Origin of the sequence: Teredinibacter purpureus, from assembly GCF_014217335.1 — a bacterium.
In the GTDB taxonomy this organism is placed as follows: domain Bacteria; phylum Pseudomonadota; class Gammaproteobacteria; order Pseudomonadales; family Cellvibrionaceae; genus Teredinibacter; species Teredinibacter purpureus.
This window is the reverse complement of record NZ_CP060092.1, coordinates 1271020-1295916: the sequence shown is the minus strand read 5'-3', so window position 1 is coordinate 1295916 and position 24897 is coordinate 1271020. Positions and strand designations below refer to the sequence as shown.

23 protein-coding genes and 1 riboswitch are annotated in these 24897 nt (G+C 47.5%); of the genes, 16 read left to right on the top strand and 7 right to left on the bottom strand.

From position 1 onward, the window contains the following. Positions 1-330 precede the first annotated feature (330 nt). Together H5647_RS05760 and H5647_RS05755 are read right to left on the bottom strand one after the other, a co-directional pair. The gene (locus tag H5647_RS05760) at positions 331-1356 is read right to left on the bottom strand and encodes a D-alanine--D-alanine ligase family protein (protein ID WP_045857027.1); all 1026 of its coding nucleotides are present in this window, start codon (positions 1354-1356) and stop codon (positions 331-333) included. 438 nt (positions 1357-1794) lie between these two features. Next, positions 1795-2268, bottom strand: a complete 474-nt coding sequence (locus H5647_RS05755) for an RDD family protein (RefSeq protein WP_045857026.1) — start codon at positions 2266-2268, stop codon at positions 1795-1797. Positions 2269-2703: 435 nt separating this feature from the next. Here H5647_RS05755 and H5647_RS05750 point away from each other — a divergent pair, with 435 nt between their 5' ends. The 3 genes from H5647_RS05750 to creD all read left to right on the top strand — a co-directional run bounded on the left by H5647_RS05750 (position 2704) and on the right by creD (position 4892). Continuing rightward, on the top strand, positions 2704-3072 hold the full coding sequence (locus H5647_RS05750; protein ID WP_045857025.1) for a PilZ domain-containing protein: 369 nt from the start codon (positions 2704-2706) through the stop codon (positions 3070-3072). A 23-nt stretch (positions 3073-3095) separates the two neighbouring features. Beyond that, a complete protein-coding gene (locus tag H5647_RS05745) occupies positions 3096-3437 on the top strand; it encodes a PilZ domain-containing protein (RefSeq protein WP_045857023.1) in 342 nt (113 codons plus the stop codon). A 108-nt stretch (positions 3438-3545) separates the two neighbouring features. Then, the gene (gene creD / locus H5647_RS05740; RefSeq protein WP_045857022.1) at positions 3546-4892 is read left to right on the top strand and encodes a cell envelope integrity protein CreD; all 1347 of its coding nucleotides are present in this window, start codon (positions 3546-3548) and stop codon (positions 4890-4892) included. Positions 4893-4999: 107 nt separating this feature from the next. Here the strand turns inward: creD and H5647_RS05735 are convergent, their stop codons facing one another. From H5647_RS05735 to H5647_RS05725, 3 genes are all read right to left on the bottom strand, one after another. Beyond that, the gene (locus tag H5647_RS05735; RefSeq protein WP_162926294.1) at positions 5000-6289 is read right to left on the bottom strand and encodes a c-type cytochrome; all 1290 of its coding nucleotides are present in this window, start codon (positions 6287-6289) and stop codon (positions 5000-5002) included. Positions 6290-6631: 342 nt separating this feature from the next. Next, positions 6632-8002 carry a DNA repair protein RadA gene (gene radA, locus H5647_RS05730; protein ID WP_045857016.1) on the bottom strand — a complete coding sequence of 457 codons (1371 nt, stop codon included), beginning with the start codon at positions 8000-8002 and terminating at the stop codon, positions 6632-6634. A 107-nt stretch (positions 8003-8109) separates the two neighbouring features. Then, positions 8110-8589, bottom strand: coding sequence for an NADAR family protein (locus H5647_RS05725; protein WP_045861117.1), 480 nt, complete (start codon positions 8587-8589; stop codon positions 8110-8112). Positions 8590-8686: 97 nt separating this feature from the next. On the opposite strand from H5647_RS05725, the gene H5647_RS05720 reads away from it, so the two are divergent. The 11 genes from H5647_RS05720 (at position 8687) to H5647_RS05670 (ending at position 20487) form a co-directional block, all read left to right on the top strand. Continuing rightward, the gene (locus H5647_RS05720) at positions 8687-9181 is read left to right on the top strand and encodes a YchJ family protein (protein ID WP_045857014.1); all 495 of its coding nucleotides are present in this window, start codon (positions 8687-8689) and stop codon (positions 9179-9181) included. A 153-nt stretch (positions 9182-9334) separates the two neighbouring features. Next, positions 9335-9434, top strand: a riboswitch (TPP riboswitch). A 232-nt stretch (positions 9435-9666) separates the two neighbouring features. Then, the gene (thiC, locus tag H5647_RS05715) at positions 9667-11382 is read left to right on the top strand and encodes a phosphomethylpyrimidine synthase ThiC (protein WP_052691885.1); all 1716 of its coding nucleotides are present in this window, start codon (positions 9667-9669) and stop codon (positions 11380-11382) included. After that, complete coding sequence (gene thiE / locus H5647_RS05710) at positions 11375-12916, top strand: thiamine phosphate synthase (RefSeq protein WP_045857012.1); 1542 nt, start codon at positions 11375-11377, stop codon at positions 12914-12916. Before thiC ends, thiE begins: the two co-directional genes overlap by 8 nt. Further along, positions 12900-13103, top strand: coding sequence for a sulfur carrier protein ThiS (thiS, locus tag H5647_RS05705; protein ID WP_045857010.1), 204 nt, complete (start codon positions 12900-12902; stop codon positions 13101-13103). The genes thiE and thiS overlap by 17 nt, the downstream gene beginning before the upstream one ends. A 2-nt stretch (positions 13104-13105) precedes the next feature. Then, positions 13106-13879, top strand: coding sequence for a thiazole synthase (locus H5647_RS05700; protein WP_045857008.1), 774 nt, complete (start codon positions 13106-13108; stop codon positions 13877-13879). After that, positions 13876-14988, top strand: a complete 1113-nt coding sequence (gene thiH / locus H5647_RS05695) for a 2-iminoacetate synthase ThiH (RefSeq protein ID WP_045857006.1) — start codon at positions 13876-13878, stop codon at positions 14986-14988. The genes H5647_RS05700 and thiH overlap by 4 nt, the downstream gene beginning before the upstream one ends. Positions 14989-15030: 42 nt before the next feature. Continuing rightward, entirely contained in the window at positions 15031-15600 is a 570-nt protein-coding gene (locus H5647_RS05690) for an RNA polymerase sigma factor (protein ID WP_045857004.1), read from the top strand. Beyond that, complete coding sequence (locus H5647_RS05685) at positions 15593-17674, top strand: vWA domain-containing protein (RefSeq protein ID WP_045857002.1); 2082 nt, start codon at positions 15593-15595, stop codon at positions 17672-17674. Before H5647_RS05690 ends, H5647_RS05685 begins: the two co-directional genes overlap by 8 nt. Positions 17675-17882: 208 nt before the next feature. Continuing rightward, positions 17883-18998, top strand: coding sequence for a DnaT-like ssDNA-binding domain-containing protein (locus H5647_RS05680; protein ID WP_045857000.1), 1116 nt, complete (start codon positions 17883-17885; stop codon positions 18996-18998). Next, positions 18961-19590 carry a replication protein P gene (locus H5647_RS05675; protein ID WP_045856998.1) on the top strand — a complete coding sequence of 210 codons (630 nt, stop codon included), beginning with the start codon at positions 18961-18963 and terminating at the stop codon, positions 19588-19590. Before H5647_RS05680 ends, H5647_RS05675 begins: the two co-directional genes overlap by 38 nt. A gap of 99 nt (positions 19591-19689) precedes the next feature. Continuing rightward, entirely contained in the window at positions 19690-20487 is a 798-nt protein-coding gene (locus tag H5647_RS05670; RefSeq protein WP_045856997.1) for a glucosaminidase domain-containing protein, read from the top strand. 195 nt (positions 20488-20682) lie between these two features. Here the strand turns inward: H5647_RS05670 and H5647_RS05665 are convergent, their stop codons facing one another. Together H5647_RS05665 and parC are read right to left on the bottom strand one after the other, a co-directional pair. Next, positions 20683-20943, bottom strand: a complete 261-nt coding sequence (locus H5647_RS05665; RefSeq protein WP_082086961.1) for a PilZ domain-containing protein — start codon at positions 20941-20943, stop codon at positions 20683-20685. 171 nt (positions 20944-21114) lie between these two features. Beyond that, a complete protein-coding gene (gene parC / locus H5647_RS05660; RefSeq protein WP_045856993.1) occupies positions 21115-23361 on the bottom strand; it encodes a DNA topoisomerase IV subunit A in 2247 nt (748 codons plus the stop codon). Positions 23362-23465: 104 nt separating this feature from the next. Here parC and H5647_RS05655 point away from each other — a divergent pair, with 104 nt between their 5' ends. Next, a complete protein-coding gene (locus H5647_RS05655; RefSeq protein WP_121495355.1) occupies positions 23466-24272 on the top strand; it encodes a GNAT family N-acetyltransferase in 807 nt (268 codons plus the stop codon). Continuing rightward, positions 24259-24885, top strand: coding sequence for a TlpA family protein disulfide reductase (locus H5647_RS05650; RefSeq protein WP_236074792.1), 627 nt, complete (start codon positions 24259-24261; stop codon positions 24883-24885). Before H5647_RS05655 ends, H5647_RS05650 begins: the two co-directional genes overlap by 14 nt. Positions 24886-24897 lie beyond the last annotated feature (12 nt).

Sequence of the window (24897 nt, the reverse complement as noted above, 5' to 3'; positions counted from 1 at the left end):
TATGTAATGCGTCGCATAGCAGGCCACTCCCCGAGAAACCCTCCAGGTACCGAACACTGTCATCGATGATGGATACTCCATTGCAGCACTGGAAAAATATATAGCGTAATGTTTACTCAACGCATAGATAACGTCAACAGCATTATCAAAAACAGCAAGGTCTTAAAAAATCCGGGTGATGCGGAAAATCGTTCTGTCACGCAGCAACATGTTTGGCCAAATAGAGACCTAATATGGAATCGTATTGTTGTTTTGCGCGCAGGGAAAGTATTGACAGCGCATTATGTTTAGCAAATTACCCTAAACATAATGGCAAACGGAATTGAATTGCTAGAAAGTCGCCACGCCAACGGGCGACCCGGCTGTAATGTGTACAGGCAACACACTCGCCTGCCGGGCTACAACTCGCTCAAACGACTCGTCAAGCATAAGCCCAATAACGTCGTCGTACTGCATCTTATTCGCGATGCCGCACGCTCGAGGAAAATAACTCGTACCACGGTTCATTCCAGGAACAAGGTTCGCCTCCATAAAATAACATACGCCCTCATTGTCCGTCTTCACATCTATTCGCGCAAAACCTCGCGCGCCTAAACCGTTGAACGACAAGGCGGCAATATCCATAACAGAACCAATATCAGCAACTAAGATTTCTTTTAGCTCTTCGCTATCGTTCAGCTTCACCGCTGCGCCCAAAATTCTCAACGTTCCTGACGAGACTGGCGGGATTAGCTCAATGGCCGACACACTCATTTTGTCGTTATCGCCTTTAATCACCGCAACGGTGAACTCTCGGCCACCCAAATATTCCTCTGCCAATATAGGCTGCTGGTAAAGAGTATACAACGAGAGAACTTTGGCCTCGAATTCCTGAAAGTTTTCAACAAAAGATTGGTCGTCAATACCGTTACCATTAGCGGCATCTGTTGGCTTTAAGAATAAAGGGAATTGAAACGGCAACTCTTTCTCAACTTTATATTCACCCGGTATTGCTGTGAAAAACTTGGCGGTTTTTACACCAAGGCTCGCAAGGTGTACTTTTGCCAAGACTTTATCGGAGTCATATTTTAACGTTTCACGGGTAGAGCCTGAGAAAATAATATGATTCTGTTCAAAATACTCAGAAAACCATACATCGTCTCCCGCAGCTACGGGCATATACTTGGCCCCGAGAATAACCATATCGGGGTTTCGTCGGACAACATTACTCAAGTCTTCCATAGAACCACATTCGGTAACCTGAACCGTATGCCCTAAAAGCTCTACAGAAGCCAATACATCATTACACGCAAGAACTGAACCAAATCCTGTTTCTTTTAATTCGGCGTTTTTAGACGTGATTATTTCGATTTTCATTTTTGATTTCCAATAGATTAGATCCAAGCTGGATCAAGAGTCGGTGTCATGACGTAGGTACAATTAGACAGAATTGAAATCACAAAATCGACAGACAAGAAAGTCTGCTTATCGGGGTGGGAGGTGAAAAAAGATAAGCTTTGCAAGATAGCACATTAACCACTTTGTTATTGGAACAAACTAATCTAAGGCCTCATCGAATGCATATATTTCGATTTAAGCCAATAAGCGGCGCATTACTTTACTTGCCTAAAATAAAGCGCTTGCTAATCCCAAATCGGCGTCAACAGTAGCCCTCCGCTATATTACGCTGATTTAGCGCCTACTGTTCGGCAATAAATAGTCGCCCTCTAGGGTTTATCAAATAAAATTCGCGTCAGCTATTGAATATTCAGATATTTCTATCCAGCGAGCATCTTATATCTAGTAAGGCTAGTTTTATACTCGCTTTCGAACAACCGCGGTATTTGACAGTTTGTCATGCCAGCCTTGCTTACGCTTATCAAAGGCGACCCAAATAAACCCCAAAAAGAGCACTATCATAGAGGGGAAATAGGCAAAATAACGCCCCACTGACTGCCCTATTGATAGTTTTCGCGTGTACCCAAGGCTTATAACTTCAATACCCACTATCATTTTCCCCGGAGTTGCCGATTTATAAAGCCAAAATAAGATCACAGCAATCATCGGAAAAACATACGATATTAAAAAATCCCATATTCCCATTACGAACATTTCAGACATCCAGTAATCTGCCCCATAGATTAACGAAAGAAAAGGAAACGTTATTAGAATCATAAAAATAGAGTCGATGATAGATGCGCCAACCCGAATCCAAAAACCCGCAAAATGGTGCTCTTCATTTTCTATTAATTCACTTTCTGGTGATTGATAAATATTGTCGTCCATCATTTCTCCCTAATGTTAATACCTTACTGTTGACTCTAACCTATTGGCAACAACGCTCTATTTTATAGAACAATCCATTTTACGAGCGTTTAATTATTGCGATAAAAACGAGTTGTTTTTTGCGACAGCTCGTCCTCTATAGCCATTAGCCGAAAACAATGGTTACAACCTAGTTTACACGCTGTGAGCCGTTACATTTTCAAACGTGCAAGTGCCTATAACCCTTTAAACCGACCACTAAACTGATTGAACGTAACTCAAAACACTATTGGCACAATATTGCATGGTTTCCGGCCCCTGCATTGCGTTATTGAGCCCGCTATTGGTTAACGCCCTGACTTTTTATTATTGGCCACAGAAGGGGCTTGCCATCTTGTTGTGCAGCTTTCTATCCAAAGTCTACAATTAGGAAATAACCCGCCTTTCTGGAGCCCACTCATGCCTCAATCCGCCGAGCGAAGACGCTATTCTCGGGTCGACTTCAACACGCAGGTTCGTTTGAATCAAGCTGAGCGGCCCTGCACGGCCTCTCTCATCGATATTTCGCTAAATGGTTTGCTGGTGAATACGCCAGAGCATTACGAAATTGACGTTGCCCTACCGATTACCGCCACCATTGCGCTCGCCGATGACGCATGCATTGAGATGCGTGTGACCTTGGCGCATAGTAGTAGCGAGGTGCTCGGATTTCGCTGCGAAAGCATCGATATTGACAGCATCGCCCATTTACGCCGTCTCATTGAATTAAATTTGGAGGACGGCAATGCCGCAGGGCGGGTACTAACGGAATTACTGGCAGAATCTTAACATTCGATACGACAGACACTTTTATGCACCACAGCAAAGAAGAATTTGAACGTCGCACACATGAGCGAGTGAGGTACCGAGGCCATTGCTTATTGATTTCCTCAAACATCTCCTGTGAAGCCTATGTTATTAACCTCTCTGACTCAGGTGCCCTTATCGCAGTACTTGATGAAGAAGAGATTGCAATTGATGACAATATTACGCTAACTATCGATCTTGCCAATAATAGTTCGGCGAATTTACAAGGGCGTATTGCTCATATTAAAGCCCATTTCATTGGGTTGGAATGCCACCCTTGCACCGATGAAGACAACGTTCGTCTACACCAATTTTTGGAAAGCGCTAACCTACCATTACACGATTAAACGCCTTTCTTGTGCCTTATGGTATTACCACAATTGCACACTTTTGCGCCCTATCACTGCCCTAATCCTCTCTTATAGTGATGTTAAAATCCCTTTAGGAGACACCCTGTGCCATCAACTAATTCCTTTCAACGTCGGCTGGCCTTTAAGGCAGGCCTTATTCTGTTTATTGCGATTCTTTTACTCATTCCCCTCTCTATGATTTCGGGAAAAATCAGCGAAAGAGAAAGCTTTCAAAGCCAAGCAGAAGAAAGCATCGCCAGAAGCTGGACCGCCGCGCAGCAGCTATCGACCCCTATTCTCGTTATGCCGTACGACGTTAAAACTGGCGACAAAAACACTACAACGACTGTTCGGCAATACCGTTTTATCCCGCTTGATTTTGCGGAGGTTCGCGCTGAAGTACTCACTACCATGCGAACAAAAGGGGTGTATGCAGCGCCCGTATATAACACCCATATCGCAATAAAAGGTTTTATAGAACAGGAACACATTGCTGTACAGCTGAATACGTTAGGCCAAACAGATGGTTTTATTCGCCATGCCACACCTTATATTGCCGTACATACCAGTGATGCCCGCGGTTTTAGTAATACGCCAACACTGCAGTGGCGTGATCTAGACATACCGGTAACACCCGGTTCCGGCTTGCCGGCCTTATCGTCTGGTTTTTCTGCCGAGATAACACTCGCCTCGCTGGAAACAGTGGCCCGCAACAACCGTTTACCGCTTACGATTGCCTTTGAATTACGCGGCATGTCATCTCTTCAAGTGATTCCCGCTAGCTTGGATACCCGTATTAGGGTGCAGTCAAATTGGCCTCACCCAGAGTTTATAGGGGCTTTTTTGCCGGTTGACCATACTGTTTCGGCCGATGGCTTTAGCGCCGAATGGCGAGTGAATACCTTTAGCAGCAACATCGAACAAACCTTGCAACACTGTGCCTCTCGACACTGTAAAGCCTTTACCGCGCTCGCCTTTGGTACTAATTTTTACCAAGCTGTCGATATCTATTTACAATCAGACCGCGCCATTAAGTATGGCATTTTATTTATTGCCGTATCGTTTACCGCTCTCTTTATGTTTGAAGTTATTAAACGCGTACCTATTCATCCCGTTCAGTATGTTTTTATGGGGCTCTCGTTGGCTATCTTTTATTTGTTGCTTATTTCACTATCAGAACATCTTTCTTTTTTTATATCCTACCTACTATCAAGCTTTAGCTGCCTAACGTTACTCATGGTTTATCTCGCGAAGGTAATGAAAAGTTATCGTTTAAGTATTCGTTTTTCTATTTCACTTGGCGTTTTGTACGCAGTTTTGCTCGTCATTATTCAGCTCGAAGATTTTGCCTTGCTCATGGGTACGCTTATGCTATTCTCAATGTTAACCGTATTAATGGTGAGCACCCGTCATATCGATTGGTATGCCCTTAAACAACCAAACGCGCAATAGTCGTAGCCCGAACAGAACGGTATATTTATACTACAGCCCACTATTCTCAGTACAAAAAAAAGAGGCTCCACAATGGGAGCCTCTTTTAGGTTGCTGCGTTGAAAATATTATTTCCAAACAACCTCGATTTTTCTCACGGTAATATCCATTTCCTTGAACGATTCAATCGTTCCATCAGGAAGCGTATTCGACCAGTTTCTGACAACGGCACCAAACGTTCCTAGATCCGATGCAGACCGACGATTACCCAATGTTTCAGGATTAATTTGTAATACTTCAATAGACTCACTCGCTAGCGTAGCCAAATCTGAAGCATTTTTGGAATAGCTAGATAGCGTGAAAAAATTCATTTCTTCAAATGGAATAGTCACGCGTAACCACGTATCGAAATTAATAGGATCAATTTCAATAAACCGCTCGGCTTGAGCATCTGCATCCCCGCCGGATGGACGGTTACCTATAATAGATACAGCAAATGCCGCCTTTATAGAATCAAGTTGATCTATTTGTTCACTGCTTAAGATACTGCCGTAAAGTTCCACAAGCTCTGCTCGAGACGGCAAAACGGTGTACTCACTGTTAACCTTTAACTCCAATACTATGCTATCCACATCTGAGAAGGCCTTATTACTATTGGCTAAAGACGGCTCGATTCCGTTACTGTGCTGTTTATCCCAATCGGCAATTTTCTTAACGAGAATAGTACGGTGCGTATCGGCACCGGCACAGCTATCATCGGCTGCGGTTACACCCGGAAAGTTGTAAAGCGTATTCGTTGGGTCCATCGCAAGACCATCGAATTCGCTGGTATTCCCAATGTGGCTCCAGCCACTAAGTGCGTTAACGGTGTTATCGCCTTGGTCTTCAAATAAAACCGTTGAGGTGCTGCTATTTTCGGTACCCGCCGCGCAAGTATCTAAACCTTCAACGGCGAAGCCGGCGTCCCAACTATTAATATAGGCCGCAACGTTTACAGCACAATCGCCTACGCAAAGAGAGGCGTCTGTTTTAGGCATATTCGCATCAATAAAATCTGACAACGTAATGTCGGTATCATTGGTTTCACCTAGACCATCGCTAAAGTTGTACGCGGGCCCAGAGCCACCTTCTCCGGCCATACCATGACAAGCGGAACATTCTGCTTCAAAGGTTGCCTTGCCGGCCACAACATCGGCGCCAAAGGTAAAGCTATTCGCGGCACTAGAGGAGCTTGAGGAGCTTTCCGAACTAGAGGATGAGCTGCTCACGGAAGAGGAACTGGAAGAGGAGGAGCTAGAGGATGAGCTGCTCATGTCGTTGTCATCACTACCACCGCCCCCACACGCGGTGATTAAACTTAAACAGGCAACAACACATCCCATGCGCGCCGACAATACGGCGGATCTTAATGTTTTCATAAGAGTACCAAGGCTAATTATTATAATTGGATTTATAACGAAACCCACTGGTTTCGTGTGCACGCAACCATAGCACCGTTTTATCCTACTATTCCAGCCTGTAGCGCGACAAACCCTTGCCGTTTACGTCCGTAAATGGCGCACACGTTAATAATTTATCGTGGCATTCTATAATGCTATTCTCACGTCTAATATCACTTTTAACTACACGCTATTTAACACATTAATTAGCCGGCCTTTATTCAACTGGAAACGTTCAATTGGAAACATTAGAGTGGCGACGAACATTAATATGATATTTGTCACACGAAAAGCCAATAGACATGCCAACGATGGCGCAACTTAAATCGCCTCTAACGCTTCACTTAACTTTTTAACAGCAATAACTTCCATGCCTTTTACGGGTTCTCGCGGTAGATTACCGTAGGGCACAATCGCTTTTTTAAACCCGTGCTTTGCCGCTTCACGAATGCGCTCTTGGCCGCTGGGTACCGGTCTAATCTCGCCAGACAAACCGACTTCGCCAAATACAACAAGTTCACGCGAGAGAGGCCGGTCACGAAAACTTGATACCAACGCTAATAGCAGTGCTAGATCTGCACTTGTTTCGACAATCTTTACCCCACCGACCACATTCACAAAGACATCTTGATCGCCAACCATAACGCCACCATGGCGATGCATAACCGCCAGCAACATCGCTAAACGATTTTGATCGAGGCCTACGGCAACGCGCCGAGGGTTACCCAAACTAGAGTCGTCGACCAACGCTTGAATTTCTACGAGTAGTGGGCGCGTACCTTCCCACACCACCATTACGAGCGAACCTGAGGCAATTTCATCTGCACGCTGTAGAAATATTGCCGAGGGGTTTGTCACTTCCTTCAGGCCTTGCTCCGTCATGGCAAATACGCCCAACTCATTTACTGCACCAAAACGGTTTTTAGTTCCACGTAAGGTACGATAACGAGAATCGTGAGAGCCTTCGAGCATAATGGAACAATCAATAATGTGCTCCAATACTTTAGGCCCCGCCAATGAGCCATCCTTTGTAACGTGTCCTACTAAAATCAAAACGGTACCGCTTTGTTTTGCAAACCGCGTTAATTGTGCGGCACATTCACGCACCTGAGAAACACCTCCAGGTGCAGAAGAAATTTCCACTTGGTGCATCACTTGAATGGAATCAACCACCATTATCTTTGGCTGCACAACACCCGCCGCATGAACAATAACGTCAACATCCGTTGCCGATAACATTTTTAATTTATCCGTGGGCAATTCCAAACGTTTTGCGCGCATCGCAACCTGCTGCAAAGACTCTTCGCCCGTTACATAGAGCGCTTCGTGAGTTTGTGCCAAGCCACAAAGCGTTTGCAATAGAACAGTCGATTTACCGGCACCTGGGTGCCCCCCTATCAACACTACAGAGCCGGGTATAAAACCGCCGCCGAGTACACGATCAAATTCGCCCATGCCGGATGTAAAACGGGGCAACTCCGCTAAATCGATATCGGACAACGCCGTCACTTTTGATTGTAGTTCACCCGCAAACCCGGAACGCCCGTTACCAGCACTCGCTGTTTTTGTGCTGCTACTTAAGCGCACTTCTTTTAGGCTATTCCATGCTCCGCACTCAGTGCATTGTCCTTGCCACTTACTGAAGTCTGCGCCGCAATCATCGCAAACAAAGGCCGTTTTACTTTTCGCCAAGGGTCTTCCTCGTATCGTGTATTATTCGCTTTTTCTGGATTGTTGTTAAAAAAACGAGTTCTGTACAGGTTTAATTCTGTGTACAGTAGCGCTCAACAACGGTCTATTTAGGACGCGTTAACGGTTATGTTTTCGAGCAATTTTCGTCGTACATCCATCCATGTTTTGCCCAGCATATTATCACCGCGCTGATCACGACCAATACCCCAGTAATGATCATAAGCAGACGTTTCTATAATTAATTCATCACCAGTTTTTAAGAGCGCTGCTTTAACATCTGGGTACATTTGTGCTTTGGTATACAAAGCCCGCGTCATCATCACGCGGCGTATTTGTTTCCAATCCTTACGTTTTCGCCGGAACCACGAGGTGCCTATTTTATAGGCCTCTTCAGCGCTAGGGGCCTGTTTTATTTTCGCCATAACAGTTTCATTGGCTACCATTTGCGCTTGAAAGTAGTGTTCTACCGTTGCCCATGTTTCGCCATCGAGCTCTATGGGGTGAGGTGAAGCGTTGCCGAGTAAGTGATCTCGGTCGAAGCGCGAGATTTGATAAGCTTTTTCTTTTTCAAGGTCGTGAGCAAACATAGGGAACATCAGTTGGCGTTGTGAAGTGAAAGGTGATTTTAGCACCACTTTTAACAGAAAAACCCCCGATTAGGCTGAATCCGTTAGAATGCGGACTATGAATAAACATGACCCTTGCCCCTGCTGCTCTGGCAGCCCTTACTCAGAGTGCTGCGCACGCCTGCACACAGCGGAGAACCAGCCAAGCCAGTGCACGCCCGTCACATTAATGCGCTCGCGTTACTGCGCCTTCTATTTAGGCAACTTTCCTTATCTAGTCGCCACGCTGCACCCAAGCCAGCGCTCACCCGACGATAGCAAGACCTTGGCAAGCACCGCCGCTAGTACGCAATGGCTCAGCTTGAAAATCATCAACTCCCCCACGCCACAGGCGACCAACGGCAGCGTTGAATTCGTCGCTTTTTTCCATCCAAGAGGCGATGAAAAACCGACGCTTGCGGTACCCCATCAGTTGCACGAAAAGTCACAATTTTGCTTTGATCAGAATCGTTGGTGGTATTTTTCCGGCGATATTCTAGAACCGATCAAACTTGGGCGAAATGACCCTTGCTGGTGTGGCAGTGCCAAGAAAATGAAAAAGTGCCACGGCTAGCGCCCTTTCTATTTCACCCTTCCATCTCGACTCTGCTCTCCTGCTCGTATTGCGTTTCAGCACAATAGCCGTCCAAGTTAAGGACGCTCTCAGTCGTATTTTGGCGCTGGATGAATTGCTCTTAAAAATTCTCTGCCGTATACTCCGCTGCAAATTGACTTGTCGGAGTGCCGTAAGGCTGAGATCGTTACTAACGAGATCCGTACTACCTGATCAGGATAATGCCTGCGAAGGGAACAAGAATACCGCAACTGTTTCGTCTAACACGCCTAAGTAGGCTTACAATAACGACCCGCGAGTTCACGCTTACTCAGCCAAAAAAAGGTTGATACCGCTACCCCGCTAATGGTTATTGTTAACCCGTTACGACCGTTGTCATTGGTTTTAAACCAATACTTTTTTGTTCTCTCACCAGCTATTTCTTTTCTTGTTCGTACTCACCTTTATCACTTCGGTTAATTATCACTCTTGATGATGGACCGCTTATGTCTCGCTTAGAAAAAATTGCCTTTACCGGCTCTATACCTATGGATGTTAACAGTCATCCCCATAATTTTTCCGTAGCACAACGCTGTGTCGTAACAGAGCAAGGAGAGGTGCCTCTGTATGATACTTCTGGGCCATTTTTACGTCACGAAATTGATCCTGAGGCTGGCATTGATCGCCGGAGAACCGATTGGATTGTGGCGAGAGAACATTGTCAAACCACTCCTGCTGCAGATGACAACACTATTACTTCAGATAGAAACCTGCCCATTATGCCGCACGGTTTTTCGCGAAAATCACGTATAAAAAAACCCGACAAACAGCTAACCCAATTGCACTATGCACGTGCGGGTATTGTTACACCCGAAATGGAATACATCGCTTGTCGCGAAAATCTGGGCCTGAAAGGCGATAGCATCACCCCCGAATTTGTCCGGCAAGAAGTCGCCGAGGGCCGCGCGATTATCCCCTGTAATATTAACCACCCCGAGACGGAGCCAATGATTATTGGCCGTCATTTTCGCGTAAAAATAAATTCAAACATTGGCAACTCGGCCATTAAATCAGACATTAAAGATGAACTCGAAAAGCTCGTGTGGTCATTAAAATGGGGCGCTGATACCGTCATGGATTTATCCACTGGTAAGGATATTTATCTTACCCGCGAAACAATTTTACGGAACTCTCCCGTACCTATTGGCACCGTGCCCCTATACGAAGCACTCGAAAAGGTCGACGGTAAAGTAGAAGCCTTAAATTGGAATGTGTTTCGCGAGACTTTAATTGCGCAAGCGGAACAGGGCGTTGATTATTTTACAATTCATGCGGGACTGTTGCTTGAACACGTACCGTTAACGGCTCAACGTATTACCGGTATTGTCTCTCGTGGTGGCTCGCTAATGGCAAGCTGGTGCATGACATACCATCAACAAAATTTCCTTTACACACACTTTAGAGACATTTGCGAAATTTGTGCGGACTACGATGTAGCCCTTTCACTCGGCGATGGGCTGCGCCCAGGTTGTATTGCAGATGCTAACGACGAAGCGCAGTTTGCAGAGCTTCGCACCTTAGGCGCGCTTACGAAGATTGCCTGGGAATACGATGTACAAGTTATGATTGAAGGCCCCGGCCATGTACCGCTAGACAAAATTCAAGAAAACATGGATGAACAACTTGCCCATTGTCACGGCGCGCCCTTCTATACGCTAGGCCCCTTGGTAACCGATATTTCTCCTGGTTACGACCATTATTCTTCAGGCATAGGCGCGGCCATTATTGCCTCGCTCGGTTGCGCAATGCTCTGCTATGTCACGCCCAAAGAGCATTTAGGGCTTCCCGAAAAAGAAGATGTTAAGCAAGGTTTAATTGCATACCGTATTGCGGCACATGCGGCCGATTTAGCCAAAGGTTTGCAGAGCGCGCACTTACGCGATAACGCGTTAAGTGCAGCTCGATTCGAGTTTCGTTGGGACGATCAGTTTAATTTGGCCATTGACCCCGACACCGCGCGCGCCTTTCACGACGCCACCTTGCCACAACCACAGGCAAAAAAAGCCCATTTTTGTTCAATGTGCGGCCCCAAATTTTGCTCCATGAAAATTTCGCAAGACATCCGTGAAAAAGTTCTGCATGACGAAGCCATGAACAAAAAAGCTGAAGAGTTTCGTGAATCGGGTTCTCACCTTTATACAGAGCTCGCAAGTAATGAGTAAAACGTTATCAAGCACAGCTAAAGCGCCCGTCATTTGGGCCATTGGCGGCAGTGATTCGCGCGCAGGTGCAGGGGTGCAAGCCGACCTGTTAACAGCGAACGATTTAGGTGTAGCCTGTTGCACGATTATTACAGCCGTCACGGCCCAAAACACAAAACGCGTAAGTGGTGTTTATGCCGTGTCAGCGAATGAATTAATTGCGCAACTCGATACTCTGGCCGAAGACTCTTTGCCCTGCTGTATCAAAATTGGCTTAATCGCAACCCAAGCGCAAGTGCAGGCTCTCGCTCAATGGTTAATACAACATCGGTTAAGACAACATCGGTTACCACAATATTCACTGCCACTCATTATTGATCCCGTACAAATCGCCTCAAACCACGATTCCTTAACGTGCGATCCCGTCGATTTATCACCGCTATTGCCTTTATGCACACTCATCACGCCGAACTCGGGCGAACTTGAGTCGCTCGGTGGGTTAGCGGCTCTCGCACAACATGCCGTCAACGCGATTCTACTCACCGGCGAAGAACATAATGGCACTCATCTACTGGATCAATTTTATGATGTTAAAAACGACCGCAATTTAATCTGGCATCACCCGAAAATTAGTAGCCTCAATACACATGGAACAGGCTGCACCTTGGCTGCAGCCATTGCCGCAGGGCTCGCACTGAACTTTCCATTAGAGGATGCCATTACACAAGCCATTGCCTACGTGCGCTCTGGGCTTCGCCCCACGGCCATCGCCCATCAAAACGGTGCCGTTGCCCATCACGGTTGGCCACATGATGGCGACGATTGGCCGACCGGAAAAATTGTAGGCGCACAGTCGCGTTCAACCATAGAACAGGCATCACCCATCGATTTTTTACCTATGACCAATAGCCTCGGTTTTTACCCCGTTGTCGATTCAGTGACGCTGCTCGAACAATTAATGCGGCTCGGTGTGCGCACCTTGCAGCTGCGTCTAAAAGATATCGCTAACCTGCAACAATTGCGTACCGAAATTCACTTCGCTATTCAGCTCGCAAAGCATTACAACGCACAACTTTTTATTAATGATCACTGGCAAATTGCGTGCGAACTAGGCGCCTATGGCGTGCATCTCGGGCAAGGCGATATCTGCACTGCCGCCTTGCCCGAAATCGCCCGCGCCAACCTCCGATTAGGTATTAGTACCCACGGTTTTTTTGAGCTGAGTATCGCCCGTGGTTATCGCCCGAGTTATGTCGCGTTGGGGCATGTTTTCCCTACTACGACTAAAAAAATGCCAAGCCAGCCACAAGGGCTAAAACGATTGGCGCAAACAGCGCAGTTAACCGCCCATACCCCAACCGTTGCTATCGGAGGGATTGACCTTAGTAATGCAGCAAAAGTGCTCGCGTGTGGCGTCAACAGTGTTGCGGTGGTGCGTGCCGTTACCCAAAGCCAAAACCTAGCGTTCACCGTACAACAATTTTTGTCCATTTTTGACCGTATGAATGTGGACGCCAATATCGACAGGGAGAGATTACATGCAGCTGTATCTTAATAGCGAACCACTCGACACCCCCTCTACAACTCTGGAACATTTTGTGACTGCGCATTTGCAAAGCGCTCTACCGTCTCGCATCGCTATAGCGGTAAACGGCACTGTGGTGCCAAAAACACAATGGCCCAGCCATACACTCAACGAACTCGATAATGTCGACGCCTTTTTTGCCGTGGTAGGAGGATAATCATGGAATGGACACTCGCAGGTACCACGTTTAATTCCCGCATCATCATGGGCAGTGGAAAATTTGGCTCTGTAAGCCTCATGCGGGATGCATTGCAGTGCAGCGGTACCGAGTGCGTTACCGTTGCATTAAAACGTGTCAATTGGCAACAAGGTGAAACCGATATTGTGCAGCCCTTACAGCAACTGGGCTTACGCTTTTTACCGAACACCAGCGGCGCACGTAATGCCGACGAAGCCGTTTATCTTGCACGTCTCGGCCGAGAACTGTTCGACACACCTTTCATAAAACTCGAAATACATCCCGACCAACAATATTTAATGCCCGACCCGCTGGAAACGTATAAAGCGGCGGCCATTCTCGTTGAAGAAGGTTTTCATGTGTTGCCGTATATACATGCCGACCCAGTACTGTGTAAACGCCTCGAAGCACTGGGTTGTGCGGCCGTTATGCCATTGGCGGCGCCCATTGGTAGCAATCAAGGCGTAGCCACCGAAGTATTTTTACGCATCATTATTGAGCAAAGTACCCTTCCCGTCATTATCGATGCCGGCTTAGGAGCGCCTTCCCATGCCGCTAAAGTAATGGAAATGGGAGCCACAGCCGTTATGGTAAACACCGCCATCGCCACCGCACATAACCCTGCAACAATGGCAGAAGCGTTTAAATTGGCCGTTACCGCTGGACGCTACGCCTATACCAGTGGCCTAGCCAGCAGCAGCGAACGCGCTAATGCCACCAGCCCATTAACGACTTTTTTGGAGTCGCTTACATGAGTTACCGCCAGTATTTATCCACTAACATCACGCCCTCTTTTTCGTGGGAAACATTCACCCGCGCGGATGTAGAGAGAACCTTGGCGCAACCCAACCGATCCCTAACGGATTTGGCCGTGCTTATTTCCGACGCCGCTACGCCGTATTTAACCGAAATGGCGGCCCATAGCCACGACTTAACCCGACAACGTTTTGGTGCAAACTTACAGCTATTCCTACCGCTTTATCTCAGTAATTTATGCACAAATATTTGCACTTACTGTGGGTTTACCGCAGACGCTAAACTTAAGCGTACATGGTTACGCCCCGCCCAATTAAAAAACGAAATTAGCAGTATTCAAGCCAAAAATATTGGCCATGTGCTGCTCGTGAGTGGCGAAGCAGAACACAAAATTGGTTTAGATTATTTTTGTGAATCGTTAACCACGCTTCGGCCACATCTTGCACAGCTACAATTGGAAGCACAGCCTTTTAGCGAAGACGCCTACCGGACACTCGCAAACGCCGGCCTCGACGGTGTAGTGGTATACCAAGAAACCTATAACCGAAAACGCTACGCCGACGTACACCTAAGCGGACAAAAAATGGATTTCGATTGGCGGCTCGACACACCTGACAGAGCTGCCGCTGCCGGTATCGAAAAAATTGGCGTGGGTATTTTATTAGGGCTTGCCGATTGGCGCACCGACGCTATCGCCCTCGCGCATCATCTACACTATCTACAGCGTACGCACTGGCGACAACGCTACAGTATTGGTCTGCCACGATTACGCCCCTGCGGTACCGACTACAACATTGCCCACCCCGTAAACGATAAGGACTTTATTCAACTGATAATGGCCCTAAGGCTATGCTTTCCCGATGTTGAACTGGTACTCTCAACACGGGAATCGGAACCGCTACGCGATGCATTATTGCCCTTGGGCATTACCCACCTAAGCGCAGAATCTAGCACGCAACCCGGCGGCTATAGTGACAGCACCCCCAGCGCACTAGAGCAGTTCGATACCAACGACCAACGTAGCGTCGCGCAGGTGAGCGAAACCATACGTAAATTGCAATACCAACCCTTACTCGCCGACCAAATACCGGTGCGTCATATTCGCTAAAATAAAACCAAGGATTTCGCCTAAATGGCCGTCTAATCCATAATGACTCGAAAATCCGACACACCCGACACGCTCATTAAAGCGGCCCAAAGCGGTGATAGCGCCGCTTTTGAATCCCTGTTGCAACTGCATTACGACAGGATGTATCGCTTTGCCTGTAAGTGGTGCGGCAACCCCACAGACGCGCAAGACATAACCCAGCAAGCTTGCCTTAAACTCGCGCGCTCACTAGGGCAATTTCGGTTCGATGCCAGCTTTACCACGTGGTTGTACCGGCTCGTGGTTACTTGCGCAATTGACTGGCACCGCAGTGAAACCAAGCATACCGAACCTGGTGGCGACGGGCGCCGGCACGTCACCGAAACTACTCGAGAGCCAAGCGTGGAAGCCCAGCACGATTCCGGCATTTACCTTCAACAAATTTTAAGCCGTCTCGAAAGTTGGGGAGAAGGTTTTAAAGCAACGCTTCTTCTCGTGTTAGCTGAAGGCTTAACACATGCCGAAGCCGCCAACGTTCTGGCGGTAAAAGAAAGCACCATCTCGTGGCGGCTTCATCAAATACGTAAAAAACTCAACCTTCTTTCACCAACAGAAGGGGGCACACATGAATGAATACGATCTAAAAAAACAACTCGATAGAAGTGCCGATCACGCGCCCGACGCAGAAGCAAAGCAACGTGCCATCGCTATGGCCGTCAGTGAATTTAAATCCCAACAGGCGCACTCTGCAGCACAAGAACACCGTACACCCGAAAAAAACTCGTACATCCCCCAAGGATTTTGGCGTTGGCTCCGTCTCACTATTAGTTCCAACAAAACGAATCGGAGAGACCCTATGAATACGCCTAATTTCGCACAAAAAAAATGGCTACTTGGCGGTATTGCCACCGCTTGTATGGCGGTATTTGGCATAATGATTGGCACCGAACAAACCCCTTTTATGCCGCTCCACCCGCTAAACGACACCGGGCAAATGCCGCCCCCTCCTGCACAAGCACAGGAAGACGTTATCGTAACGGGTATGCGCACTTCACTGGAAACGGCCGCTGATATTCGCCGCGAATCATCAGCCGTTGTGGAGGCAATCTCCGCCGAAGATATTGCTCTTCTCCACGAGAGTGACGCAGCTGCGGCCGAATCCTTACAGCGTGTAGCAGGTATCGCTATCGTCGAACGTGAAAAGCGTCAACAACTCGCCAGCCCCGCACCAGCAAAACCCCGCACAATGATGTCGCCTCCCGGCCGCGACATTGCAGTTCAACAGATTCCAAGCGAAGGCCGCGACCGTTTCGAACACGTGGAAACCAACGCGATTAAGCTCACCCGTGAAGAACCGGTCTCCACGTTTTCGATTGACGTCGACACAGCATCCTATAGCTTCGTGCGTCGCCAACTCAACCGAGGCGTACTGCCACAAAAAGATGCCGTGCGCTTAGAAGAAATGGTCAACTATTTCGACTACCAATACCCTCAGCCCACCAGCACTGCAGAACCTTTTAGCCGCAATATTACGGTGATAACCTCACCGTGGAACATCAAGAATAAACTGGTACATATTGGTATAAAAGGTTACGAACTTAGCGCAGAACAGCCAAAATCTAATGTGGTTTTCTTGCTCGATGTTAGTGGTTCCATGAATGCACCCGACAAGCTGCCTCTGGTTAAACAGTCGATGAATTTGTTGCTCAGCAAATTACGCCCCGACGACACCGTGGCAATTGCCGTGTACGCCGGCGCCGCCGGTACAGTATTGGCCCCCACTAAAGTCGCCGAAAAGCAGACGATTCTAGAGGCGATTAACACCTTGCAAGCAGGAGGTTCTACGGCGGGTGCAGAAGGTATTAAATTGGCCTATCAATTGGCAGAATCCTCGTTCCGCGAGGATGCGGTTAATCGCATATTTCTCGCCACCGATGGTGACTTTAATGTAGGTATTCAAAGCAACGAAGAATTAAAGGGGTTTGTAGAACGCAAACGTGAGAAGGGTATTTATCTGTCAGTGCTAGGTTTTGGTGGCGGCAACTATAACGATGCCTTAATGCAGCAGCTGGCTCAAAACGGCAATGGTGTCGCAGCCTATATCGATACGCTAAGCGAGGCCCAGAAAGTACTCGTCACCGAAGCCACTGCCAACCTCTTTCCTATCGCCAAAGATGTAAAAATACAGGTAGAGTTCAACCCCGCTACCGTCGCAGAATACCGTTTGCTCGGCTACGAAACCCGAGCACTCAAGCGAGAAGATTTTAATAATGATGCGGTTGATGCCGGTGAAATTGGTGCCGGCCATACGGTGACCGCACTGTATGAGATTACGCCCGTTAATTCCGGTGCAGAACTTATTGATACTTCACGTTATAGCGAAACACCCATCGCCGCCGGCCATGCTAACGAATACGGTTTTGTGAAAATTCGCTACAAGCAGCCGGATGCCGATAACTCGCAACTGCTCACCACCACGATTAACATGGAAGCCCGCCAACCTTCAGCTCTTATGCTACGCGAAGCCCGCTTCGCCACCGCCGTTGCCGGTTTTGCGCAATTGCTAAAAAACGGCCAATACACGGGCGAGTGGGGTTTCGACGATGCCATTGTATTAGCTCAAGCCAACAAAGGAGACGACGAATATGGCTACCGTACGGAATATATTCAGTTGATACGTAAGGCTAAAATGGCGCGCGCACTATAACGAAGAACACCATATACCCACCTTGGCGAGAGACCATTACCGTTGTGCCCCTCGCCAAGGGCCGCTCCCAGCGGGACTCTAGTCTCCCCCACCTTATCATTACGATGCCAGCCATCATGGCCTAACACAGGAAGACGCATGACGACCATTATTGGCATACCGGCACGCGGCATTAAATGATAAAGTGACCCCCTCTTAGAGAGAGATTATGACTTCACGCCTTATACCCGAACACCCCATTCTTGTTTACCCTTCACTCGCCAGTAAACTGGGGCTGGAAGAGTCGATTCTGCTATCGGTATTGGCCGAGCTGGCTGGCCATGCACCATCAGAAGTGAAGGGGCAGTTCGAGTGGCGTAACCTCGCGAGTAACCGACTACAGTCGGTGGTACCCTTTTGGAATGACCGCGACCTTAAACGCATCTGCCATAGCCTGCACGCCAAAGGTGTATTGCTATTGGGCGCCAACAGCCTTAGCCCCGACCACCCATTTCGCTATGCTTTCAATGAACGCGCACTGTACGTAGGGCAACCCAATACAGCCTCTCGGCCAACCCCCGCGCCACACAACACACCCGTACTGGCATCGCCGAGCAATAACTTTATTGCTGCCAACTGGCAACCCGACCCTGTTACCTTCGCGCAGCTCGCACAACACAACATTCCCGAAAACTTCGCACGCGATCAAATTCCCGAGTTCGTTACCTACTGGCGTGAACGCGGAGAATCTCACCGCTCGTGGGGGGCTAAATTTATTCAGCATGTCATTCGGCAATGGCGTCAATTTGAAGCACAACGTAATCGGCAGGACCAGAACAGTATAATGGACAACCAGTGGCGGCCAAGCTTAGATGCCATGGAGGTGTTGACCGTTCACGCCAGTATTAAACGTGAATTTGTGGAAGACGCGATTCCCGAATTTATTGTGTATTGGCAAGAACGCGGTGATGCACATAAAACATGGAACAGTAAATTTATTCAGCATGTACGCATACAATGGAAAAAATTTAACACGGCGCTGGAACACAGTACCGACCCAAAACTGCTTCCCTCACACTGGCAGCCTTCAGAAGACGTATACGATGTGCTGCGTTTAGCCAATATTGATGTAAACTTCGCCACAGGGTTAATTCCAGAATTTATTCTGTATTGGCGCGACAGTAATCAGGTGCATACCAGTTGGAATACGCGTTTTTTACAACACGCAAAACGTGAGTGGGCGCGCCAACATGCGCTTGCCAACCAAACGAACAATAACGAACAAAGATCGACACGGGACATAACCCTTGAAGAAGAACTCGCTGACCGAAGCTGGGCCAACTGAGCACTCAGCTAACAACGCTACCGAACCCAATGGCAACGCCCGAATTGATGCACTCAATCAAATTTTCGCGTTGTTTAAGCGTAACTATCACAATCAGTTTTTTAAAGCATACAGCAGCGAAACCGATGTAAATGCGACTAAACGTTTGTGGTTAGACGCCCTAAAACGGTTTGAACCACGCGTACAAATGCTCGCTGCGCGGGCCATCATCGAAAACAACGAGTTCCTACCAACACTTGCCGCCATGATAAAAGCGTGTGAAACCAGTAGTGCGCTCGGCTTGCCCGAACCCCATGCCGCTTTTTTAGAAGCTTGCCGCGCGCCGTCGCCCAAGGCAGGCAATCGCTGGAGCCACCTTGCGGTGTATTATGCCGGCCGCGCCGCCGATTGGTATTTTCTGCAAAACAACAATGAGTATGTTGCTTACCCTATATTCAAACAACACTATCAAGAAGTATGTGACCGGGTGAGATTAGGCGAACACCTTGAGCCTCCGCAAAAACCCGCACTCGAATCCGACCGTAATAAACCCGCCGACAAAGAAACGGCTCGCACTCATTTTAGTAAATTGCGAAAAGCGTTAGATTTGTAGCCAAGCCCCACCGCTGGCCGCGGCTTCGCATCCAGCAAAGCCGCTGTTTTGGTCTACCTTATCGCTTGCTCGTACTAACCCCTTTTCTAAGAGATCATTATGTTTATCAAAAAAGCCATTGCTTACGCTCTTGCGGCGTATACAGTTTGTGTTTTTATTCTCGTTATTTATTTAAGCCATCAACCCACACTGTTAACCGCTTTTACAACCCCCTTTAACGCTGCTCCCATTGTTGCAACGCCCGATTTCGGCGCCATAAAAAATACCGCCGAACGAAAAGCCGCATTTTTTAATTTTTTTACGCCTTTCATCGATGCAGAAAATCGCGCTCTGGAAGCAAAACGAGTGCCGCTACTACTCATACAGAAAAAATTGCGCAGCGACCAAACGCTCTCTAAAGCGGAGTTAGCACTCATAGATAAACTTGCCGAAGATTTTGATCTGCCCGATGATGACGACGCTACCGATATACGACGCGTAAACGAATTGGTTCAGCGTGTAGATATTATCCCAAGTGCTCTCGTATTGGCTCAGGCTGCAAATGAATCCGCATGGGGGCGTTCGCGTTTCGCGAAACAAGGCAATAATTATTTTGGCCAATGGTGTTTTAAAAAAGGATGCGGGCTAGTACCTAATCAACGCTCTGCAAACGCAGGACACGAAGTACGAAAATTCAACTCACCCGCTGAATCGGTTAGCGCTTATTTTTATAACATCAATACCCACCGCGCTTATGCAGAACTGCGGAAAATGCGAGATTATTTACGCGTTCAAAACCGTGAACCTACGGGCACACTATTAGCGGCGGGCCTAGAGCACTATTCAGAAAGAGGTGAAGCCTACATTGAAGAGTTACGCGCAATGATTCGAACGAATCGCTTGGAGCAAAGCCTTTAATCTCAAGGATAAATAAAAGCGTTAACGCTAGGGCGGCATGCGAATAATGTATTCGTCGCCCCACTAAATAATGTTTACTAGTTCTACGCTCAAATGTCACAAAATAGCGCATAAATACTAGCGTAACGCTATGTGATTAAACACTGAGGAAGGCAAGAATTAAATACGGGAGAGATTAATACGCAGCTCGCGTGTTTACGCAAACACAAGGCCAACGCCTTCATTAGTGAGGCGTACAACCTTCATACTGGTTTCAGAAATGTTGTTGCATTCGCTGTACAGTTTTGCGTCAAACTCGTCGCCAATAGAAATATAATGGACAAGTTCGCTGCAGCTAACAAATACGCCGCTTTCAGATATATCACGCGTCTCAGCGACGACGTCGCCAATTTCACGGTGCGTTAAGCGAACAACACATTTAACCATTGTGCGTCCATGTTTACGAAATCCAGACATATATTTTTTTTAGATGATTCATTGTGGTATCCCCAGAGGGGAAGTGAGTGTGTCACTTAAATCCACATTGATCAAGCCGCTCCCTGCATAAAATATGTGATTTGGGTCGAGCCATCTGAAATTCAAAGCAACTACAAAAGCTATTAAGTTATTCTTTCACGTTACCGGTTACTATTCCACTACCACTGAGTCTACCTTTTGGAAGCCTCGTGGTAATTTATTACCTCGACGCCCACGCTCTCCACGATAATGCTCTAAATCTTTAAACTTAAGTGTTAGATGCCGTTTACCCGAATTAACTTTTAAGCATTGGCGTTTGTCTATTGCGACTAATGCTATTACAAACTCCTCCCGCGCTTGTACTCGAGCAGCGGGAATATTAATTATTTTATTACCTTTGCCTCGTGATAATTGTGGCAATTCGGTAATAGGGAAAACTAACAAACGGCCTTCGTTACTAATAGCGGCCAACCAAAGCTCTTCTGGGGTATCTAAGACTTGCGGCGCTAATACTCGACCACCTTTTGGTAAACTCAACAACGCTTTACCTGCACGATTTTTGGTGTACATATCAGCCAAGGTCGCAATAAAGCCATACCCTGCATCCGACGCCATAAGCACCTGCTGTGCTTCTTCACCCATCAACATACCTTCTATTACGGCACCACTTGGCGGGTTTAAACGCCCAGTAATGGGTTCCCCCTGCCCCCGCGCCGACGGCAACGTATGCGTAACAATGGCGTAGCTTCTACCTGTTGAGTCCAGTAACAACGTGTACTGATTACTTTTACCACGAGCGACCAACTTAAACGAGTCTCCTGCTTTATAACTCAAACTGGTTGGGTCAATGTCATGCCCTTTTGCAGAGCGTATCCAACCTTTGTCCGATAACACAACCGTTACCGGCTCACTGGTCATTAAATCGGTTTCGTTGAACGCCTGCGCCTCCGCACGACTCACAATAGGCGAGCGACGATCATCACCAAACTCTGCAGCAACTTCTTCTAACTCTTTTCGAATTAAGGTTTTTAAACGGCGCGCTGAATCGAGTATTTTTTGTAACTTGTCGCGTTCAGTTGCAAGCAGATCTTGCTCACCACGAATTTTCATTTCTTCTAACCGCGCCAATTGGCGAAGTCGTGTGTCTAATATGTAGTTTGCTTGATCTTCTGAGAGTTCAAAGCGAGCCATTAACACTTGCTTAGGATGCTCTTCGGTACGAATAATATGGATCACTTCATCCAAATTTAAAAACGCTACAAGCAAACCGTCGAGCAAATGTAGGCGGCGTTCAACCCAATCCAAACGATGTTGCAAACGGCGGCGCACCGTTACCATGCGGTAACTTAACCAATCGTGCAGAATTTTATCTAACGACTTCACTCCTGGCCGGCCATCGATACCGATCATATTCATATTGATACGGTAGCTGCGCTCTAAATCCGTGGTGGCAAATAGATGGTTCATCACCGGCTCTAATTCGATTCGATTCGAACGGGGTACAATAATTAAGCGTGTTGGATTTTCATGGTCCGATTCATCACGCAAATCGGCCACCATGGGTAACTTTTTAGCCTGCATTTGTGCTGCGATTTGTTCTAATATTTTGGCGCCGCTAACTTGATGAGGTAACGCGTGAATGACGATATCACCGTCTTCCACCGCCCAGATCGCACGCATTTTCATACTGCCACGACCCGTTTCGTAAACTTTGTGTAATTCCGACTGCGGGGTAATAATTTCCGCGTCGGTAGGCATATCCGGCCCCTGAATAAACCCGCACAAGTCTTCGATTGTGGCTGTAGGGTTTTCCAGCAAATGAATCGTAGCGTCGACTACTTCCCGTAAATTATGCGGTGGTATATCGGTCGCCATACCCACGGCGATACCCGTTGTACCGTTGAGCAATACATTAGGAACTCGCGCTGGCAATGTTTTTGGCTCGTCTAAGGTACCGTCAAAATTGGGCAGCCAATCCACTGTGCCTTGGGATAATTCCGTTAACAATACTTCGGTATATTTCGACAGCCGAGACTCGGTATATCGCATGGCGGCGAACGATTTTGGATCGTCTTGAGAACCCCAGTTACCTTGCCCTTCTACCAGCGGGTAGCGGTAGGAAAACGGCTGAGCCATAAGCACCATCGCTTCGTACGCTGCGCTATCGCCATGTGGGTGAAACTTACCAATAACATCACCTACGGTACGCGCCGATTTCTTAAATTTTGCACTCGCTTTCAGCCCAAGCTCGCTCATGGCGTAAACAATACGCCGTTGCACAGGCTTTAAACCATCACCCACGTGAGGCAACGCTCGGTCCAAAATGACGTACATGGAGTAATCGAGGTAGGCTTTTTCGGTAAATTCTTTTAACGGAAGCTGTTCGTCTGCGAAGGGAATAACAGTGGGCTCAGACATAATCACCAGAATTTTTTAGAGAATTATTGCGCGGAATTCTAGCAGAGATCCCCTATTAAATGTCATGATTACAGAAAATAAGAACTCCAACGTGTGGCTTAAGTATGATGAAAGCGCGCCCTCTATCCCCCCCAATGGGCAAATTACAACCAATCGATTACGATTTGAACACTCTTGGTCAGCCGATTGGTTTGAAAGTAGACGGGAGCACCACCAAAGCCCCCAAGGGTACGACAATACGCGGCCAACAGGCCTGTCTTGTGCCACTGAATATCGAACGTCATGCCGCCGCACTTTTTGCTCAACTACAGCAAAGTTCGCACGATGCCGTCTGGACCTACCTTCCCTATGGCCCTTTCCGTACCCTCTCAGACTACACCGCATGGCTACACACTCATGCACTTGGCTTAGACCCGCTTTTTTTCTGCATAACCAATACACACAAAGAACCTTTGGGTGTGTTTTCGTTGGCGGCTATTGAACCGGCAAAAGGTTCGGTTGAATTAGCGCACGTACTTTTCTCTCCTTCAATGCAAAAAACGCCACTGGCAACGGAAGCCGTCTATTTACTCTTGCGTTACGTCTTTTCGTTGGGCTTTCGTCGCTGCGAGTGGAAGTGTAACGCTTTGAATCTAGGCTCTAAGAAAGCGGCCTTACGCTTTGGCTTTTCATATGAAGGTTTATTCCGTAATGCAATGGTGGTAAAAAACCACAATCGCGACACGACATGGTTTGGTATGACTGACGCCGATTGGCTGCAGCTCCAGCCAGCCTTCGAGCAATGGTTAAGCGGTGATAATTTCGATGAGCAGGGTGTTCAGCAATGCCCCCTCGGGACCTTAACGGCGCCTATACGTCGCCAATTGATTTGTGACCCACTGGGAACCAATGATACCCATGACACTCTATAAACCCATGCTGCTGTTACTTAGGCACACCCCCTCTCTCCAACGTTGGTTTAATCGCTTTATGACCACTTTTTTCACTCTTTCTTTAGGGCGTCATTTTACGCGCGGCCTACTGATTTGTTTTTGCCTGTTAATCGCCGGCCCCCTGCACGCCAACGATTCACGCACACTGCGCGTCGGCATGACGGCACCGGACTGGATGATGAGTGATATAGGGGGAAACATGCATTCCCTTTATGGGGAACTAGAGCAAGGGAATGAGGTAATTATGGTGTTCTGGGCAAGCTGGTGTAAGTTTTGTCGGGAATTACTGCCAGAAATCAATCTATTCCAACGCACACTGACGCATGAAAAAGTCAAAATATTTGCCATGAATATTTGGGAAGATGGCGATCCCGTGAGTTATTTCGATAGCCGTGTTTTAAAACTGCCTCTTATCCTAAAAGCCGACATCATCGCTGCGCGTTATAACGTAGAAGGTACCCCTGGCGTTGTATTTGTAGGCGCCGATAAAACGATACGCTATGTGCGGCAAACCAGCGAAAACACCTCAACCGTCATGACAAGGCTGCAATCTCTGGTGATCGAAAAGCACTTGACCCCCGCAGCAAAATAAGCCACCGAGGCA

Bases quoted from the DNA above. Each gene is read 5' to 3' on its own strand.
- thiH (WP_045857006.1), top strand. From the start codon at position 13,876: ATGAGTTACCGCCAGTATTTATCCACTAACATCACGCCCTCTTTTTCG.
- H5647_RS05650 (WP_236074792.1), top strand. From the start codon at position 24,259: ATGACACTCTATAAACCCATGCTGCTGTTACTTAGGCACACCCCCTCT.
- H5647_RS05690 (WP_045857004.1), top strand. From the start codon at position 15,031: ATGACTCGAAAATCCGACACACCCGACACGCTCATTAAAGCGGCCCAA.
- H5647_RS05750 (WP_045857025.1), top strand. From the start codon at position 2,704: ATGCCTCAATCCGCCGAGCGAAGACGCTATTCTCGGGTCGACTTCAAC.
- H5647_RS05685 (WP_045857002.1), top strand. From the start codon at position 15,593: ATGAATGAATACGATCTAAAAAAACAACTCGATAGAAGTGCCGATCAC.
- thiS (WP_045857010.1), top strand. From the start codon at position 12,900: ATGCAGCTGTATCTTAATAGCGAACCACTCGACACCCCCTCTACAACT.
- thiE (WP_045857012.1), top strand. From the start codon at position 11,375: ATGAGTAAAACGTTATCAAGCACAGCTAAAGCGCCCGTCATTTGGGCC.
- H5647_RS05735 (WP_162926294.1), bottom strand. From the start codon at position 6,289: ATGAAAACATTAAGATCCGCCGTATTGTCGGCGCGCATGGGATGTGTT.
- H5647_RS05655 (WP_121495355.1), top strand. From the start codon at position 23,466: ATGATGAAAGCGCGCCCTCTATCCCCCCCAATGGGCAAATTACAACCA.
- parC (WP_045856993.1), bottom strand. From the start codon at position 23,361: ATGTCTGAGCCCACTGTTATTCCCTTCGCAGACGAACAGCTTCCGTTA.
- H5647_RS05680 (WP_045857000.1), top strand. From the start codon at position 17,883: ATGACTTCACGCCTTATACCCGAACACCCCATTCTTGTTTACCCTTCA.
- H5647_RS05670 (WP_045856997.1), top strand. From the start codon at position 19,690: ATGTTTATCAAAAAAGCCATTGCTTACGCTCTTGCGGCGTATACAGTT.
- H5647_RS05755 (WP_045857026.1), bottom strand. From the start codon at position 2,268: ATGATGGACGACAATATTTATCAATCACCAGAAAGTGAATTAATAGAA.
- H5647_RS05720 (WP_045857014.1), top strand. From the start codon at position 8,687: ATGAATAAACATGACCCTTGCCCCTGCTGCTCTGGCAGCCCTTACTCA.
- H5647_RS05760 (WP_045857027.1), bottom strand. From the start codon at position 1,356: ATGAAAATCGAAATAATCACGTCTAAAAACGCCGAATTAAAAGAAACA.
- H5647_RS05745 (WP_045857023.1), top strand. From the start codon at position 3,096: ATGCACCACAGCAAAGAAGAATTTGAACGTCGCACACATGAGCGAGTG.
- H5647_RS05725 (WP_045861117.1), bottom strand. From the start codon at position 8,589: ATGTTTGCTCACGACCTTGAAAAAGAAAAAGCTTATCAAATCTCGCGC.
- thiC (WP_052691885.1), top strand. From the start codon at position 9,667: ATGTCTCGCTTAGAAAAAATTGCCTTTACCGGCTCTATACCTATGGAT.
- H5647_RS05665 (WP_082086961.1), bottom strand. From the start codon at position 20,943: ATGTCTGGATTTCGTAAACATGGACGCACAATGGTTAAATGTGTTGTT.
- H5647_RS05700 (WP_045857008.1), top strand. From the start codon at position 13,106: ATGGAATGGACACTCGCAGGTACCACGTTTAATTCCCGCATCATCATG.